We start from the raw sequence: 17,006 nt of genomic DNA on the forward strand, positions 1-17,006 counted from the left end.
GAGTGGGTTACATTCTTTTGATCACCATAGCAGAAGCACCGCCTCCGCCATTGCAAATAGCTGCAGCTCCTGTGCTTGCGTTGTTTTGTTCAAGAACATTAAGTAATGTTATGACGATACGTACGCCAGAACAGCCCAGGGGATGGCCAAGAGATACTGCTCCTCCATTGACATTTACAGTGTCGTCGTTAAGACCCAACAGTTTCATATTTGCCAGTCCAACTACAGCAAAAGCTTCATTAAATTCAAAAAAATCAATATCGTTCTGAGTTAATCCCGCTTTGGCTAAGGCTTTAGGTAATGCTTTTGCAGGAGCCGTAGTAAACCATTTTGGTTCCTGAGCGGCATCTGCGTAGCCTTCAATACTTGCCAGAGGTTTTAGGTCTAGGCTTTTTGCTTTTTCTTCACTCATCAGGATAACAGCACCTGCACCATCATTAATTGTAGATGCATTGGCAGCCGTGACTGTGCCCTCTTTAGAGAAAGCCGGGCGCAGAGAAGCTACTTTATCCATGCGAACATTTTTAAACTCTTCATCTTCGGCCACAATGACAGGATCTCCTTTGCGTTGTGGAACCTCAACGGGAACGACTTCATTATTAAATTTTCCTTCTTCCCAAGCTTTTGCAGATCGCTCATAAGATTGTATTGCGTAGGCGTCTTGCTCTTCTCGACTAAAGTTGTATTCAGTGGCACATAAATCTGCGCAAACTCCCATGGCATTGTTATCGTAAGCATCTACAAGACCGTCTTTTTGCATACCATCTTCCATGGCTTTAGAACCAAATTTATGTCCTGATCTCAAGTGCATATAATGCGGAATCAAACTCATATTTTCCATTCCGCCGGCTACTACGACCTCAGCATCACCAAGCGAAATTGCTTGTGCTCCTTGCATCATAGCTTTCATCCCACTCGCGCATACTTTATTTACCGTACTACACGGAACATTTTCTGCGATGCCAGCACCCAAGGCGGCCTGTCGTGCAGGAGCTTGTCCTGTACCAGCCTGTACAACATTGCCCATAATTACTTCATCTACGTGTTTGGGATCTAATCCTATTTTTTCAAGTGCACCGGTGATTGCGATAGAACCCAATTTTGTTGCAGGAATAGAAGATAGCTTACCCAGGAAACTTCCAATTGGAGTTCGTGCAGCACTTACAATGACAACTTTTTTACTCATTTGAATCTTTATTTGGAATAGCGCGAATTTAGTGATTTTATAACGAAATAGTATAACAAAACAAGCTGTCTTATTTTTAGTACTTTTGAGTTTTGCTGCTTAACTTTATGAAACAACACATTGAACGTGTTTATAAAAATCAGTCTCTTATTTATAAGGGAGTCTTATTTTTATTGACTACATTTTTGATTGTCTATCTTTTCCCAAAGGGAGGAAAATTTAAGTACGAGATTATTCAGGGTAAACCCTGGCAATACGAGAACTTATATGCTCCTTTTGATTTTGCTATACGTAAGACAGATGAGGAAATAGTAGAAGAAAAACAACTTATAAAAGCAACTCATGTTCCCTATTATTATTACAATGATGAGATTGCTAAAACAATTATTGATAATGTATCTGGTTCACTAAAGAAAAGTTTTTCTGATAGTTTGTTCAACGCAAACGAAAAACGTCTTGTTCGCTTTGGCAAAACAGTGCTGGAAAAAATCTACGATAAAGGTGTGCTACAAGATGTAAATGCACTAAATGATGATCAAGTAATCTTTTTGAGGAAAGGTAACACCGCTAAAGAAGTTACCTACGGAAGTATTTTTGGACAGGATGAAATTAAATCATTTGTAGAGCGCGAAATAAAGCGAAATAATCTTGAAAAGCTCAAAATTCCTTTATTAAATACGTTCTTCAATACAGTTGAACCCAATGTGTTTTTGGATGAAGACCTCACCCAAATGGAGCTTGATGCCAAGTTGAATGATATTTCCTACACCAGGGGCAGCGTTACAGAAAACAGCCGAATCATAGCCAAAGGGGAGGTAGTAAAAGATGATAAATATATCATCCTCAATTCTTTAAAATCAGAGTTCGAATCAAGAATCTGGAGTGAATCCAATTATTATTGGTTGGTATTAGGATATAGTATTCTGGTTGCTCTCGCATTGCTTATGTTATTATTGTTCATTAAAAAATATCGTCCATCCATATTTGAAAACAATACAAAGGTTACCTTCATTTTCTTCAATATTCTTTTAATGGTCGTATTAACTACGCTAGTAATACGATTTAATACAGATTACATTTATGTCATTCCATTAGCGATTCTACCCCTGACACTAAAAGCATTTTTTGACGCACGTCTTGGACTATTTGCCCATGTACTTACCGTCTTACTATTGGGTTTTATAGTCCCGAACAGCTATGAGTATATGTTTCTTCAGATTATTGCAGGGATAGTTACAATCCTGACTGTTTCAGAATTGTATAAGAGAGCTAACCTTTTTATTTCTGTTGGACAAATTACAGGTATTTACATTTTAGCATACTTTGCATTCTTCATCATACATGAGGGTAATCCTAATCTCATTGACTGGGAAACATTCTTATTGTTCATTTTATGTGGTTTAGCAACGCTGTTCGTTCAGCCGTTAATTTACGCGTACGAGAAAATCTTTGGTCTTGTATCAGACATGAGCTTACTTGAATTATCTGACACGAATGGAAAATTACTCAAAGAGTTATCAGATAAAGCGCCGGGAACGTTCCATCACTCTTTAAATGTGGCGAATCTGGCGGAAGCTGCTGCCAGTGAAATTGGGGCGAACTCTATGCTAGTTAGAGTAGGGGCGCTATATCATGATATGGGTAAGATGAATAATCCCACTCTTTTTACCGAGAATCAAACCTCTTCTGTCAATCCGCATGATGAATTATCACCTAAAGAAAGTGCCGAAATTATCATTAATCATGTGATTGACGGAATTGAAATCGCCAAGAAGAATAATCTCCCTGATCGTGTGATCGATTTCATACGAACGCACCATGGCACCAGTACAGTTTATTATTTTTATAAAAAGGAACTAAGCATTGATGAAGAGGCGAAGGTAGAAGACTTTCAATACCCGGGTCCTAAACCTTACAGCAAAGAAACGGCGATACTCATGATGGCAGATAGCGTTGAAGCTGCAAGTAAGAGTATTAAAGATCCAACATCAAGTTTGATAGAAAAGCTGGTAGAGAAAATCGTAAGCAAACAGATGGAGGAGGGGCAGTTTTTAAATGCTGATATTACCTTTAAAGAAATCCAGGTAATTAAAAAGGTTTTAAAAAATAAACTAAATAACATGTATCACTTACGAATAGAGTATCCAGAATAAGTTTTGGGTTTCAGGTTTAATGTTGAAGGTTTAGATTTCTACAGTGTTAGGATTACGAGAATCATAGCTGATGCAATGATATTAAAAAAGCGCTACAACTACTTCTAAGTGGGATTCCCTGAATTTCTATTCCCTTGCCATCATGACCCACCACCCTAAGGATTGATCAGCTCCTGTATAGAATAAAATCTCTTCTCCAGTTTCTGGCACAATAAAAATTTGAGGTGCGATGATTTGATCTTTCTCAAAAGGGGCTCCTGCCTGAATCAGAATGGGATCCTCCTTTTCCATCCACGGACCAAAGGGGTGTAGGGCAGAGGAGTAAAAAATGGCCTCTTTATCTTCATATTCACCGGTGCGAACCGCAATAAAACGATTATCGGTAGTTTTCGTAACCTGACCTTCCATTCCAATTCTAGTGTCCACCAATTGAAAATCGCTCCAAGAATGACCTTGATCGGTAGAGGTGGCTCCAATGATCCAAACTTCCGTTACATTTTCTGGAGAATCGTTCCAGCCAATAAATGCCATGTATAACTTGCCCTCATGTTCTACAACACTTGGTGAGGTAATACTGTAGACATTTTTACCAGCTAATAGTCCTTTAGAGACCAACGGGGCGTCCTGTTGGACATAAGGTCCTTCAAGTTCATCTGCTTCAGCGAGAAAGATTTGAGATTCATACGCATCTTCATCGTTATACCCTATATAATAGATTTGATGTTTCCCGGTTGAGGATTTTCTGTAAAAACCGGTTTCTTTATATATATCAAGGCCTGATGGTCCTAAGGATCCCAATAGCGTTTTTTCTATAGTCCAATTATTCAACGCATTACCGGTAGCCAATTTTATAGAGGGAATTCCATCAGCATCTCCGGTGTAGATCATGTTGAGCGTTCCGTTCTCCATAAACACATGGGGGTCACTAGCGACCTGATAATTAATTCCATCAATAGAATCTCTAAGCACAGGCGCTGTTTCTCTTTTCCATTGTGTGGTATCTAAGGCTTGATCAGACTCATCCTCACAGGACAGAAACACAAAAGCCATCACCAGTAATATCAAGACTAGCTTTTTCACGATGCTTTTGTTATTTAATTAAAAATAGGTTAGCCATACTTCAATGGGAAATTTTAGGGATCTACAATGCTACATTAGTAGCTAAATTACTGATTATAAAATATCTAAACAAGTAGAACGAAAAAAGGAAATTTTTATGCGAGGTATAAACCTCGCTCATGTATTCAACCATCAGGCAAAAGGAATGTACTCGCTTATGTCAACTGAGGAGCTCTAATGATATGTTTTAAACTCTATATTAAGTAGATCTTATAAACGGATGGCATTCGTATAATCCCCCCGTTAGAGATAACTTATGTCAGTGGTGAAAGGGAAAACCGTGTAATTGAGCTTAAGAATACATTTAAATTCTTTGTCATTCAAAATCGTGGTGGTTCTGCAGCAGTAAAATTTCTGCGGAGCGGGTTTTATTATTTCTTGCTCTTTTTCCTTTCGTTCACATATAAATACATAAAAATTACTGAAGCCGTGAGCCATAATAGCCTATGCAGCCATACACTCCCAAAAATGGTTTCAGGAGTAGAGGTGGAGGATATTAGCTCTGTCATTGCACTTAGAAACACAATGATGGATAATACAGCAGCAATCAAAAATATGATTTTCTTATTCATATAAAGGTGTGGTTGAGTTTATAGATTTACAATCTTCTTATTATAGAAGAAGTTATGCATTTTTAATCAATGCCTGTGCGAATATAGGCTTTCCTCCAAGGGTAACCGAAACTCCACCTTGCAATGACCAACCTTCATTGATTTTTGCTTGAACTTTTTCTACAAGTTTCTCATTGGTACTCGCATCTGCAATCATATAGTGTGTGGTCATATTCTTTAAATTTCATGGAAAGTACAGATATATCACCAATTTATAAAAGATCAATCATGAAATTATAAGAAATAAATATGATTGGTTGTATTTGCTTCAATCAAACAGCCTTTGGAAGAAGCGCAATAGTACAACTTCTGCGGAGCGAATTGTCTAAATTATTTGGTTGTTCTCTAGCTACACAATTAATAAGTACTCATTATATAAAAAATTCAGGTCTCTTAGATATCATAAATTTCAATTCAGATCTGATTTTTTTAATCATATATTCTGCACTATCAACTTCTTTTCCAAGTTCACCAAAATAAGTTCGCCACAATTTTTTATATTCAGCTTCTTGTAGTGTTACTCTATTTAAATGCCAGAGATTTTCAAAACCAATTTTTTCATCCGTAGTATTATTTAAAAAAGATATCTAATATTCCCCCGGGCCATAGCCTGATTTAGCTATTATCTCACCTTTTGAAATTTCGGGAATTATTTTACTCTTAGTTATTTTAAAACCATAATTGTTGATCAACCATTGTAGATTTTCTATAATACCTGTTCTTACATGTTCCATTTTCACATTCCTAAAGGTGCTCATCTATTTCTCAGATAATTGAAAGTTCAATATATCATATTTATTTAAAGAGAATTAAATAAATTTTGAACTCACAAAAAAAGCACCCACAAACTGCAGGTGCTTTTGATATACACATGTACTATAATTTAGCTTCCTAAATAATCTTCTTTAGAGTCCAGCTTCATCATATCAGTACCTTTTTTACCTGCGTACTTTTCAACTTTAGCAAACTCTTTACTTTTGATTTCTTCCAGGTCTTTTTTGGCGTTATTAAAACGCTCTTCTAACAATGCCAAATTGTCTAATTGTGCACTACTGGGTGCTTCATAGCTTTGAGCAATGTCTGCATACAACGCACTAAGCTTTTCACGTAATTCCGGCGGAGCAGTGCCCACATAATTGTCACCTGTAGTTACCACTAAGGTCTTTTTTAAGTCTGTAAGAGCTTCAACCGCTTTATTGGCTACTTTAGTGGCGCCTTTGTCATCCTTCATCAGGTTTTCTGCAAATTCAATCATTTCATCCACTTGATACACCATATAGGCCAGCTCTTCCTGCATGTTATACAGCTTCATGGTTGTTTCATACTGGGTAATACGTTCTTGAGGAGTAATTACAGATGTTGGATCGTTCTTAATCTCAAACGTAGTTTCATAGGTTTCTTTCCCTTTAGTAAGCACTGCTTTATACTGTCCTGCCGGTACTCGGGGAGAGGTGAATCCTCCAAAAGCAAAGGTCTTACCTTTTGCCATTTTAGGAGCTTCAGCTTGATAATTCCACGTTACTGTATTGATACCCTTTGATTTTCCGGGAGAAAGAGAAACAATTTTGTTACCCTCCATATCCTGAATTTCCAGATTCATTTTTCCAAACGTATGTCTCTTTTTTAGATAGTATTTTATGTCTACCGAAGTTCCTGGATTTGGACCTACGAACTGAAGTTCTGTGCTTCCGCCACCAAAACCACTTTCTTCGACCATAACACCCGGCTTGATATCAAAGAAATGAACGTTTTTCTCAACAACTTGTGGAGTTAATTCGCGCAGTACACTAATATCATCCACAATTATGACTCCTCTACCGTGAGTACCACAAACTAAGTCATTGGTTTGTTTTTGCAGATCTATAAAATGAACCGCTGTCGGCGGAAAGTTATTGGTAAAGTGTGACCAGTTTTTCCCTCCATCAATGGTGATGTATAATCCGTATTCGGTTCCAAGAAAGAGGAGATTTTCATTTTCATAGTCTTCTTGAATGTTCCTGGCAAAATGCTTAACATCTGGAGATACAATACTCATCCAGGTTTGTCCAAAATCGGTTGTTTTATATACATAAGGTTTCATGTCTCCGCGTGCATGGCCATCAAATACAGCATACGCAGTACCTTTACCATGAACACTGGCTTCAATATGATATACCCAGCTGTTTTTAGGAAGACTAGGAATGTTACTCACCACATTCGTCCAGTTTTTACCTCCGTCTTTGGTAATTTGAACATTACCATCATCAGTTCCAACCCATATCACATTTTGATCCAACGGCGACTCTGCTATCGTAAAAATAGTAGTATGTGTCTCTGCACCAGAGTTATCTACAGATAAGCCTCCAGAATCTTTGGGTTGTTTGTCTTTATCGTTTGTTGTTAAATCTGGAGAGATGATCGTCCAGGTATTTCCCATATCCTCACTCTTGTGCAAGTATTGACTCCCAATATAAAATCGATCCGGTTGATGAGTGCTCACAGCCATCGGAGCATTCCAGTTAAAACGAAGCTTGTCGTATCCTTTAACCGGCAAGGGTTTGACATTCTTAGTGTAATTACGTTCCATATCGTAACGCCACACATTATCTGCTCCCTGCATTTCAGAATACAAAATCTCTTTGGTGGGGTGTTTTAGTACTCTAAAACCATCACCTACGCCAATACGCACCCAGTCTCGTGCTTCTATACCACCAGGACTGGAAGAAGGTCCATACCAGCTCCCGTTATCCTGTAAACCACCGTAGATGCGATAGGGTTCAGCATCATCTACGCTAATGTGATAAAACTGGGATAAGGGTAAATTATCTACAATGTCCATGGTAGTACCTCCATCATAGCTGCGGTAGATTCCGCCATCAGTTCCCACATGCATGATATCGCTATTTTTTACGTCAAAGACGATGTCATGAATATCAGAGTGCATGTTTCCTAAATTCTTAAAGGTTTTCCCTCCATCTCTTGAGATAGAACCTTGTAAACCCGCCTTTACGATCAGATCAGGATTCGTGGGACTTACCACAATACGTGAAAAATAGAAGGGCCGAACGACCAATCCAAAATCACCATTTGTTTTTGTCCAGCTTTCACCTCCATCTGTACTTCTATACAACCCTTTATCATCTTTTGCTTCAATAACAGCATAAACAATATTAGGGGAGGAGGGAGCAATCGCCACTGCAATACGACCTAAATCTCCTTGTGGAAAGCCGTTGTGAATTTTTTTCCAGTTCTTGCCGCCATCGGTGGTTTTGTAGAGGGCACTGTTTTTTCCGCCGCTATTAAAGTTCCACGCTGTACGTCTATGCTCCCACATAGAAGCATAGAGTGTGTTGGGATCATTAGGATCCATAATGAGGTCTGCGACACCGGTGGTATCGTCAATGTAAAGAACTTTTGAAAATGTCTTTCCTCCATCTGCAGATTTAAACACACCTCGTTCTTCCCCGGCACTCCATAATGGTCCTAGTGCTCCTACATAAACAATATTTTTATTTGTAGGATGTATTTCAATGCTTGAGATACGTTCTGAAGCATCAAAGCCCAGTTTGGTCCACGACTCACCTCCATCAGTAGTTTTGTATAATCCATCTCCTACGGAGACAGAATTTCTCGTCCATATCTCTCCTGTACCTACATAAACAGTGTTATCTGGATCATTGGGGTCTATGGCCACAGTCCCAATGGATTGGATATAATCATCAAAAACCGGGCTGTAACTCGCTCCGCCATTGCTTGATTTCCAGACTCCGCCACCGGCTGTACCAGCATAGATGATACGTGGATCAGTGGGATGATTTTCAAGGTCAATAATACGACCACTCATAAGAGCAGGTCCTATTTGTCGTGCCTGCATGTCACCAAAAAGCTCTTTGCCTTTTAAGTCGACTTCTTGCGCGTTTAATGAAAGTGCCACCATTCCAAAAAGAAATAATAGCGATAGAAGTTTTTTCATAAGAAAGTGATTTTGATTGATATAAAAAATCCCCACCAAGTGAGGATTTTATTGTATTTAATTTGAATTATTCTTTCACGGGCATTTTGAACATTGCCTCATCAATATCTGGATTGATTTCAATTTTTTCAATTTTAATTGTTTGTCCAACCTGACCGTTAAATTTTTGGGTAATACTATAGGGGTAGTAAATATCTCCGGCCTCCTGGTAATCACTAAAAATAGTCTGAGTTTGCATGCCTTTTTGAGGTCCCATTTTAACGGTTTGCTCACTCATAATAGGAACAAAGTTCTCTTTGTCAAAATAAAACGTAGAAAAGTTTTCTACCTCTTTCCCGTCTACCATTACCGGCTTTTTGAGGACTTTGATTTTAAATGCTTCTGTCCCTTCAACGGTTTCTTCACCCATGAGCTCTAACGAATATCCTTTTTCTTTGTAATTTAAAAAGGTATCGATCATGTCTTGAGCTTCCTGCTTGAAATTATCTGAGGTTTCTTTATCGGCTGCTTCAGCCTCCATCGATTGAAAATTTGTGGTCCACATCATTTCTCCGTCAAACGCTTGTGGAACAAACTGCTGCCCCTGTAGATCAACAACGATGGCCATTTTGCCTTCATCAGTTACCGTTTGTACAAAGGGAAACTCTTGAGGTCCCATACCCGCTTTACCGGTAAGTCTCATTGCTTCAATATTCTGCCATGCTTCTTCACCACCAGTATTTTCAAAATAGTTTTCTACAATTTCATCTGCTGTCTGGGCATTGGTTGTGAATCCTATGGTAATCGCAGCGATAAATAATAGTTGTTGTATTCGTTTCATGTTAATGTATTTACAAGTTTTTTGTTTGACTGAAAAGTTACAAAATTGTTACAGTTTAGTCAAACCTTTTTTAGCTTCTTATCTTTAGCCAAAATTCATTATGAAATTTGGTAAAGTAGATCATCCTGAAGAGCTTAATCTTAGCTTGCCTCTAGATCATCCTGAGACTGAAGCAGTTTTGGCAAGAGCAACCGCTAAGGAGCTTTCGGTCTATGTGGGATGTGCTAAATGGAATAGGCAAGACCTTAAAGGTTTCTATCCCAGAGGGACAAAAGATGAATTGACGTATTATGCGTCTCAATTCAACGCTATTGAAATGAATGCAACATTTTACCGACTTTTCCCTAAGGAACAATTTAAAACGTGGAGAGAGAAAGTACCTGAAGGATTTAAATTTTTTCCAAAAATCACCCAGAATATCAGCCACCTTAAGCGCCTGCTTGATCCCGAACCTTTGATTGATGAATATCTGGATCATACATTGATATTAAAAGAAAAATTAGGTACGATTTTCTTGCAGATGCATAATAATTTTATGCCGAAGAATTTTGATCGCGTAGAAAACTTCTTGAATCACTGGCCTGATCATGTGGCATTGGCAGTAGAGTTTCGCCACACCGATTGGTTTAATGATGACGTAGTTTCACATAAGTTATATCATCTATTAGAACAAAACAATGTGGCAAATGTACTGGTAGACACCGCCGGAAGAAGAGATATCATGCATATGCGACTAACCAATGATGAAGCATTTATTCGGTACGTGGGAGCCAATCACAGCAGCGATTACGATAGATTAGATGAGTGGGTAGATCGTTTACTTTTATGGAGAAAACAAGGGTTAAATCATATTCATTTTTTTATTCATCAAAATATTGAAAAAGAGTCCCCCTTGTTATCGGCATATTTTATCAAAAAGTTGAAAGAACAATTGGGTGTAGAATTGCGAGTACCACAAACTTTGACCGATCAAGCTAAGTTGTTGTGATTAGAGTATTAAGTATGAAGAATCAGGAGTCAGGAATCAAGAATCATGAGTCAGGAATCAAGAATCGGGAATTGGGATGTACAATAGAAAAGAGAAAATAGAGATTAGAAAATAGAAAAAAATAAGATACCTATATACTTGAGTGTACCAAGATATGATTTTTAAATCTTCGACACCTAGTTGACACTTGGTCAACATTCTTCTCCAAGTATACATATTATTTATATTAAACATTTTGTATGAAAACTCTTTCGAAATATATTGAAGAAAGTCTCCTGACCTCAACAAGTATCGGTAAGAGCCGAGAAGACTTGTGGAGTACTAAATCAAGGTCAAACAAGGATATTGAGAAAAAGATATCCAACGAGGATGATAGTAGTGACTCTGATTCTGAATAGACGAAAGATTTCATCTACTATATAGATTCTTAGTATCTGACTTCTCTATATTTCTTCTTAAATTTTGTATTTGTCAAAAATTATTACCTAGTTTTGTACCATGAGTTACGATGTTATTGCGCTTGCGAACAAGATTATAGCTAGCACAGATACTGAAAGGGGCGAGCTAATTTCTAATCTAAAATTGCAAAAATTACTGTATTATGTCCAAGGATATAATTTAGCGGTATTTGGGAAGCCCTTATTTAATGACAGCATTGAGGCCTGGCAGTACGGTCCTGTGGTTAAAACAGCATATCATCATTTTAAGGACTTTGGTTCTAGTGCTATTACTTTAACAGAAGATGATCAGATTGCTGAACTCGAAGATGAAGAAGAAGGTCTCTTTCAGGAAGTTTTAGACGAGTACAGTCAATTCTCTGCAATTCGACTTATGGAAATGACTCATGACGAAGCCCCTTGGAATGATGCCTTTCACACGAATCCTCAAGTTGAAATCTCTCAAGATTCAATGAAAGAGTTCTTTAAGACCCAACTTGCCTAGTAAGAAGCTCAAAAAACGTAAGAATATCTCATCTCCTATTGACCCTCAATCGATCAAGGGTAAGAGGATTGACTATCCGATATTTTGTTTCAAACACCTGAAATTAACATTCAACAGAGAGTACAAATACTATTACAAATTTATTGAGAGAATCCAAAAACTGTCGACTCTTTCATGGAATCAAATTAATAGGGAAAGTAAACATGGATATGGGTTTGAAAAAATGCCTTTGAATCAAATACGTAAAGATATGCCTCCTTTCATTACTCCTGATGTTCAGCATTTACAAGTATTTAGAGCTACTGGCGACAATAGAGTTTTCTTAGGTCTACGAAAAGAAAATATCTTTCATGTCATTTTCATGGAAGAACAGTTTGGTGATATTTATAATCATGGTTCTAAATGAAACAAAGGGAACATTGTGACATGTTCCCTTTGAAGATGGTAATAGTGAATCTTGAATCTAATGATGAATCATTATGACACTAAAGTAGATTTGTTGGTACCTGTCCCATCTTTTTGATCCTAAGGATACGACAAAGATCGAATGAACAATTCATACTTTTGTGACAAACAAATAGATGGTTATATATAATATAGGTATTGATTCTAATAGATCATTCCTTATTTGAAGCCAATCTATCCTTTCGGAGATTGAAGTTAGGGTTTGTTCTAACAGCCAAGTCATCGCAAACTCTAACATCTTATGTAACCTTCTCCACCTTGTGGACTTAGGTTGGTATGATTCTTTTCTCACAAAGCTATGTATCATTGCATAGCTTTTTTCTTGTTTAGAGATCAGTCAGATGTCAGCATATATCAGAGATATCTAAAAATGAGATCAAGGATTCAAAAGATCTGATGAAAAGTTGATATTTAACTAGACTTTAGTATCTTAGAAGTCTATTTGCTCCATGATAGAGCAGAAAAGTATGACCAGTCTAACTATCTAACCAACTAATGACCATGAAAAACTTTATTCTCTTTCTCTTTGTATTTGTACTATTCTCATGCAGAACAACAAAATTACCTAAAGGAACAACTGCATTAAGTCAAAAAACTTCAGCAGGTTTTATTCCGAACCGATTAGTTAACGAGGCAGCACAAACTTCATATGGAACCGTATTTTTTGACGCATCAAAGAGAAGTGCTGTTACTACAATTTATGACACTGCAAAAGTTCGTCCTATGTATTTAGCAGAAGAACAGCCCGATGCTGTGGTTAGTTTTGTTGAAAATGTTACAGCAGGATTAACAGCTAGTTCAGATGCCAATGACATACAGGCTACAGCTAATTTGACTCGCGCCTTGAGTACAACTGTACAAAAGATGACTACAAAGTCTAATGCGTTAAACTATTTAAGAACGTCTCTATATCGACTTAATGAAAGTTTTTATAATAACACCGTGGACACTACGTATGCACATCTTTATAAAGAGTCATTAAAATATGCTAAAGAAATTCAACTAAAAGAATTACAGTTACAAATACTTCAAGAGCAGAATGATACGATTCCGAATGTCGAGGAGTCATTGACAACCTTACGAGAAGCAAGGACCCAAAATGAAGTGACACCTATAGAATCAGAAGAAAAAGAAGATAAATAAAATTCCATATTGTGACATAATTCCATAATTTTGGATCATGTCCTATCAAGTAAATTTCGTCAATGAGTCTCCACATGAATTAAGTCGGTTGATTCGATCAATGCACCGTGATCGAATCGCAGAAGCCTGCAAAGACAAAGGCTTACCCTATCCACAAAATCCAGATTGGTTTCTGCTTTGGGTCAGGAGGGGTAAAATCTGCTTAGCATATAGATATACTAAAGGTGGTCATCCAACTGAATTGCTTGATATTCATCCAGTCGAATTGCCGCAATCTGGTTGGACAATGCATTTGACTAATAAGTAGCCATTAAAAACCGTAAACCGCTTAATCCAACCGTACTTTTAACCATTATTTTAACCGTTCTTAGGATGTTAAATTGAGATTGATGATTAGAGTGTAACCCGCATTATACCTGTGATATCAGAAAATCAACTTGTTAAACTATACAGAATCAGCGGTTTGGTATAATTATAGATACGGTTACGATTGAAATATTTTACTTACTTTTACGCCCTACAACCGCCACATGAATACATTCAAACTTGATTCCGATAAAGCCAAAAATGCTTTGTATTTTGTCATTAATGAATTAATTACTAATGTTGGTAATGCCGATCTTCATAAAATAATGAAGATTTTATACTTCGCTGAACAGAAGCATTTGTCGAAGTATGGATTACCTCTCACAGGTGATGATTTTATATGTATGGATTATGGACCCGTTCCATCATGGACCAAAAATGAAATTGAGTTAAATGATTTAATTGAGAGAAATTCTAATGATATACATTGCACAATTGAACCTGATACAGACTACCTATCAGAGTCTAATCTTGAGTGTCTACGTGAATCGATAGAAGAAAATAAATCTTTAACTTTTCGAGAATTGACTGACAAATCTCATGATAGTGCATGGCATTTAACAAATCCTAACTCCCCGATAAGTACGTTACAAATTTATCAAGCTACTATTACAGAGAATATACAAGATGATCCTGTATTAGAACTTCTCAAGCTTAGACTCCAAAACGATCAATTAGAATTGCAATAAAAATAGTTAGTTGTTTTGGGTTTATTAGGAGACAGTTTTCCGCAAAAAATTCGTCAAGAAAGTACTGACCGAAAGTTACAGACTGGTAATGTTCTTAAAGTACAATTACAGATTGTAGAAACACATGAAAAATATATAGTCATTCTTCAAAATGTTGATTCTACATCAGATACAATTGGCTACTTAATTATAAATTCTGAAATCAATCAAAACGTATTTAAAACAGAGTACTTACGACAACAACATGTTGAAATTAAATGCACGGATCATACCTTTCTACATCATGACAGCTATATTGATTGCGCTAATATAAAGTACGAGTCAAAGGAGAAGATTAAAGAACTTTTACTCCAAGAACCTTTTCGTCATAAAGGTTCTGTTTCTAATGATTGTTTTAAACAGATTAATCTAACGATATCGACTTCAACTGTTTTATCTAAGAAAATAAAAGAAACTTTTGGGTTCTAGCATTGAATCAACTAATTTCATTAAGTATTAGAACTTACTTTGAAAAACTATCACAAAAATGATCCTCGACTTTGGTGGGCCTATTCCTCATGGGGTAAATGGATAGTTAGAATCCTACTCTTTGCACTTGCGATACTTGTCTTTTTAGAAATATTAGGTTTCGACGTATGACACTCTACGAATATAAATCCCTAGAAACCGAAGAACAATTCGACCACCTCTGGAAACAGGGTCAATACTTGACTCAACGATCAACGATCGAACGAAGATTTGCAGTCTATGCCTTGCATGACTTCTTTGTTGAAATCGTTTACGACAGGCATTCAAATTCTATTGTTAAACATACTTCATTTATTGAAGGAGATATTCTGAATAAGTACGCCAACTTAGGGAAGCTTCTGTGAAACTATATCAATCATTTTATAATATACAATTATATTGAATTGAATATAAAGTAGATGATTACTAGGAAAAAGACACTCCATAAACAGCCTTGAATCTTTTTGCTTTTATGATCTTTTGGTGAATCTACTCGATCTACAATAATTGACTCCTTCTTCAATCTATTTAGTTCCTTCTGAAAATTCTGCTCCCATTCTGGAGGCAATTCAAACACAATTTCGGTTCTAATTTCCTCATATTCTTCATCATCGTTTTCTTTTTGATCAAGCAGTAGAAGCAATTCTTCCGCTTTTTTTGGAATGATTGACAATTTATTGATTTGAGATCCTATCTGTCCTATGAGTAATTGATGCAGTCTCATGTAATCTTCAGGAACCCTAGTGAAATGGAGCTTCTCTTCGAACTTCACAATTTGCTGAAGATAGTCTTGAAACAGAAGACAAACATGATGAATTTCGTTAACATCTCCTTCAATTCCAGGTTCTCCCCAACTAGCTGTCATTTTAGCCAGTAACCCATTGACAGGGGCCAATATCTCTGACATTTCACCAGTTATTTGACCAATCCAATCTAGAGCATCATCCTCGGATATGTTAGTTTTCTCTCGAAGATAGAGCCCATTATGAAGATCTTGTAATCGACGATAGATTGGATCATTTAAATGCTTCATTAATTCTGCAGTTAATCTCCATTCCCATCCCGGACTCTTATCAATCACAATTCTCCTAATAATCGGTGGGTATTCTTGAAATTGATCCAGTTCGACAGATTCTATTTGATATAAAAATTGATCACTTGTTGTACCTAGAGCAGAAGCAACATATTGCTCATGGCTTTCTCTCCATTTGTAAAGTAAAGACACAGGATATCTATGTTCGTCTGTGTCAATGAGTTTATGACAATTTCTACAAAGCCAAATTGCATTTGTAATTTCTGCCCTTGTAGCATCATTCATTTTAGTGTCAAACCTTGGAGAACCCATCCTAGCGCCATGGATATGAGCAGCTTCTCCAATTACGGTTGCTTTTTTCGGGTTCTCATTAGGACCCACTGTGGATACTCTACAATCTGGATTAGAACACAGAAATGAAGCTCTTTTGGCTAATGTTTCGACAGTAGTACGACTAAAATCAGGAATCAAGCTAAACAGATTTATTTTGAATAGTTAAATATACATATAAAAGAAAAGGATCGTCAAGATTGACGACCCTCTGTTTTTAGCTTGTCCATCTTTCGATGACAAACTCGATGATCTGTTCTGCTAGTTGCTTCATAACATAACTGATCATCTCTTTTATGAGCCTTGTCCACCTAGTGGATTTAGGCTCTTTTTGAGTTTTCATCCACTATGTAGCAGATGGGTCGATTTTTCTACTCTATTGACTTCTTCTTTGTCAACATATATCCGACATATCAAAAGGCGTAACTCTACTGCCCTGAAATTGTCAGGTGTCGTCAATTTTAATTAATTTTGTATTAGATAAAATATTGTGCTTTATAGCATTGTTGTTGAACCTAAATTACCACATTGACCCAACTTAGGTTGAGTCTCTAAAAGAAAGCAAACAATGTATATGAGTGCGCCTGTACGGCGTGGCTTGTATCATTGCTTTCTATAGGATGTGGTAATCCTTGGTTTAACGTGGTGCAATGTCCACGCTTTTTTATTGAAGAAACATCGAGTTAAACCTAAATTACCACA

Annotated in this window: 15 protein-coding genes; 8 read left to right on the forward strand and 7 right to left on the reverse strand. The window is 36.9% G+C overall.

The window, feature by feature from the left end; all coding sequences use genetic code 11:
* Window positions 1–7 precede the first annotated feature (7 nt).
* Window positions 8–1,186, reverse strand: coding sequence for an acetyl-CoA C-acyltransferase (locus ABD000_RS04475; protein WP_343764388.1), 1,179 nt, complete (start codon window positions 1,184–1,186; stop codon window positions 8–10).
* 107 nt (window positions 1,187–1,293) lie between these two features.
* On the opposite strand from ABD000_RS04475, the gene ABD000_RS04480 reads away from it, so the two are divergent.
* Window positions 1,294–3,339, forward strand: a complete 2,046-nt coding sequence (locus tag ABD000_RS04480; RefSeq protein ID WP_343764390.1) for an HD family phosphohydrolase — start codon at window positions 1,294–1,296, stop codon at window positions 3,337–3,339.
* Window positions 3,340–3,465: 126 nt separating this feature from the next.
* Here ABD000_RS04480 and ABD000_RS04485 read toward each other — a convergent pair whose 3' ends face one another.
* The 5 genes from ABD000_RS04485 to ABD000_RS04505 all read right to left on the reverse strand — a co-directional run bounded on the left by ABD000_RS04485 (window position 3,466) and on the right by ABD000_RS04505 (window position 9,841).
* Window positions 3,466–4,419, reverse strand: a complete 954-nt coding sequence (locus tag ABD000_RS04485) for a glycoside hydrolase family protein (protein WP_343764392.1) — start codon at window positions 4,417–4,419, stop codon at window positions 3,466–3,468.
* 410 nt (window positions 4,420–4,829) lie between these two features.
* Window positions 4,830–5,030, reverse strand: coding sequence for a hypothetical protein (locus ABD000_RS04490; protein ID WP_343764394.1), 201 nt, complete (start codon window positions 5,028–5,030; stop codon window positions 4,830–4,832).
* Between the two features lie 52 nt (window positions 5,031–5,082).
* Window positions 5,083–5,241, reverse strand: coding sequence for a DUF1737 domain-containing protein (locus tag ABD000_RS04495; RefSeq protein ID WP_343764395.1), 159 nt, complete (start codon window positions 5,239–5,241; stop codon window positions 5,083–5,085).
* A gap of 711 nt (window positions 5,242–5,952) precedes the next feature.
* Window positions 5,953–9,021: a WD40/YVTN/BNR-like repeat-containing protein gene (locus ABD000_RS04500; protein WP_343764396.1), complete on the reverse strand. Its 3,069-nt coding sequence runs from the start codon at window positions 9,019–9,021 to the stop codon at window positions 5,953–5,955.
* A gap of 67 nt (window positions 9,022–9,088) precedes the next feature.
* Window positions 9,089–9,841, reverse strand: a complete 753-nt coding sequence (locus tag ABD000_RS04505; protein WP_343764398.1) for a LolA-like protein — start codon at window positions 9,839–9,841, stop codon at window positions 9,089–9,091.
* Window positions 9,842–9,941: 100 nt separating this feature from the next.
* Here ABD000_RS04505 and ABD000_RS04510 point away from each other — a divergent pair, with 100 nt between their 5' ends.
* The 7 genes from ABD000_RS04510 (at window position 9,942) to ABD000_RS04540 (ending at window position 15,306) form a co-directional block, all read left to right on the forward strand.
* Window positions 9,942–10,829: a DUF72 domain-containing protein gene (locus tag ABD000_RS04510; protein ID WP_343764400.1), complete on the forward strand. Its 888-nt coding sequence runs from the start codon at window positions 9,942–9,944 to the stop codon at window positions 10,827–10,829.
* Window positions 10,830–11,411: 582 nt separating this feature from the next.
* Entirely contained in the window at window positions 11,412–11,771 is a 360-nt protein-coding gene (locus tag ABD000_RS04515) for a Panacea domain-containing protein (RefSeq protein WP_343764402.1), read from the forward strand.
* Window positions 11,772–12,021: 250 nt separating this feature from the next.
* The gene (locus tag ABD000_RS04520) at window positions 12,022–12,177 is read left to right on the forward strand and encodes a hypothetical protein (protein ID WP_343764404.1); all 156 of its coding nucleotides are present in this window, start codon (window positions 12,022–12,024) and stop codon (window positions 12,175–12,177) included.
* 554 nt (window positions 12,178–12,731) lie between these two features.
* A complete protein-coding gene (locus ABD000_RS04525) occupies window positions 12,732–13,379 on the forward strand; it encodes a hypothetical protein (RefSeq protein ID WP_343764407.1) in 648 nt (215 codons plus the stop codon).
* A 530-nt stretch (window positions 13,380–13,909) separates the two neighbouring features.
* The gene (locus tag ABD000_RS04530; protein WP_343764408.1) at window positions 13,910–14,434 is read left to right on the forward strand and encodes a Panacea domain-containing protein; all 525 of its coding nucleotides are present in this window, start codon (window positions 13,910–13,912) and stop codon (window positions 14,432–14,434) included.
* Window positions 14,435–14,449: 15 nt separating this feature from the next.
* The gene (locus ABD000_RS04535) at window positions 14,450–14,902 is read left to right on the forward strand and encodes a hypothetical protein (RefSeq protein ID WP_343764411.1); all 453 of its coding nucleotides are present in this window, start codon (window positions 14,450–14,452) and stop codon (window positions 14,900–14,902) included.
* 167 nt (window positions 14,903–15,069) lie between these two features.
* Window positions 15,070–15,306, forward strand: coding sequence for a hypothetical protein (locus tag ABD000_RS04540; protein ID WP_343764413.1), 237 nt, complete (start codon window positions 15,070–15,072; stop codon window positions 15,304–15,306).
* A gap of 29 nt (window positions 15,307–15,335) precedes the next feature.
* On the opposite strand, the gene ABD000_RS04545 is transcribed toward ABD000_RS04540, so the two are convergent.
* Entirely contained in the window at window positions 15,336–16,445 is a 1,110-nt protein-coding gene (locus ABD000_RS04545; protein ID WP_343764415.1) for a hypothetical protein, read from the reverse strand.
* Window positions 16,446–17,006: the final 561 nt, after the last annotated feature.

Source organism: Gangjinia marincola (assembly GCF_039523415.1).
Lineage (GTDB): Bacteria > Bacteroidota > Bacteroidia > Flavobacteriales > Flavobacteriaceae > Gangjinia > Gangjinia marincola.

Bases quoted from the DNA above. Each gene is read 5' to 3' on its own strand.
- ABD000_RS04475 (WP_343764388.1), bottom strand. From the start codon at position 1,186: ATGAGTAAAAAAGTTGTCATTGTAAGTGCTGCACGAACTCCAATTGGA.
- ABD000_RS04480 (WP_343764390.1), top strand. From the start codon at position 1,294: ATGAAACAACACATTGAACGTGTTTATAAAAATCAGTCTCTTATTTAT.
- ABD000_RS04490 (WP_343764394.1), bottom strand. From the start codon at position 5,030: ATGAATAAGAAAATCATATTTTTGATTGCTGCTGTATTATCCATCATT.
- ABD000_RS04495 (WP_343764395.1), bottom strand. From the start codon at position 5,241: ATGACCACACACTATATGATTGCAGATGCGAGTACCAATGAGAAACTT.
- ABD000_RS04500 (WP_343764396.1), bottom strand. From the start codon at position 9,021: ATGAAAAAACTTCTATCGCTATTATTTCTTTTTGGAATGGTGGCACTT.
- ABD000_RS04505 (WP_343764398.1), bottom strand. From the start codon at position 9,841: ATGAAACGAATACAACAACTATTATTTATCGCTGCGATTACCATAGGA.
- ABD000_RS04510 (WP_343764400.1), top strand. From the start codon at position 9,942: ATGAAATTTGGTAAAGTAGATCATCCTGAAGAGCTTAATCTTAGCTTG.
- ABD000_RS04520 (WP_343764404.1), top strand. From the start codon at position 12,022: ATGCCTCCTTTCATTACTCCTGATGTTCAGCATTTACAAGTATTTAGA.
- ABD000_RS04525 (WP_343764407.1), top strand. From the start codon at position 12,732: ATGACCATGAAAAACTTTATTCTCTTTCTCTTTGTATTTGTACTATTC.
- ABD000_RS04530 (WP_343764408.1), top strand. From the start codon at position 13,910: ATGAATACATTCAAACTTGATTCCGATAAAGCCAAAAATGCTTTGTAT.
- ABD000_RS04540 (WP_343764413.1), top strand. From the start codon at position 15,070: ATGACACTCTACGAATATAAATCCCTAGAAACCGAAGAACAATTCGAC.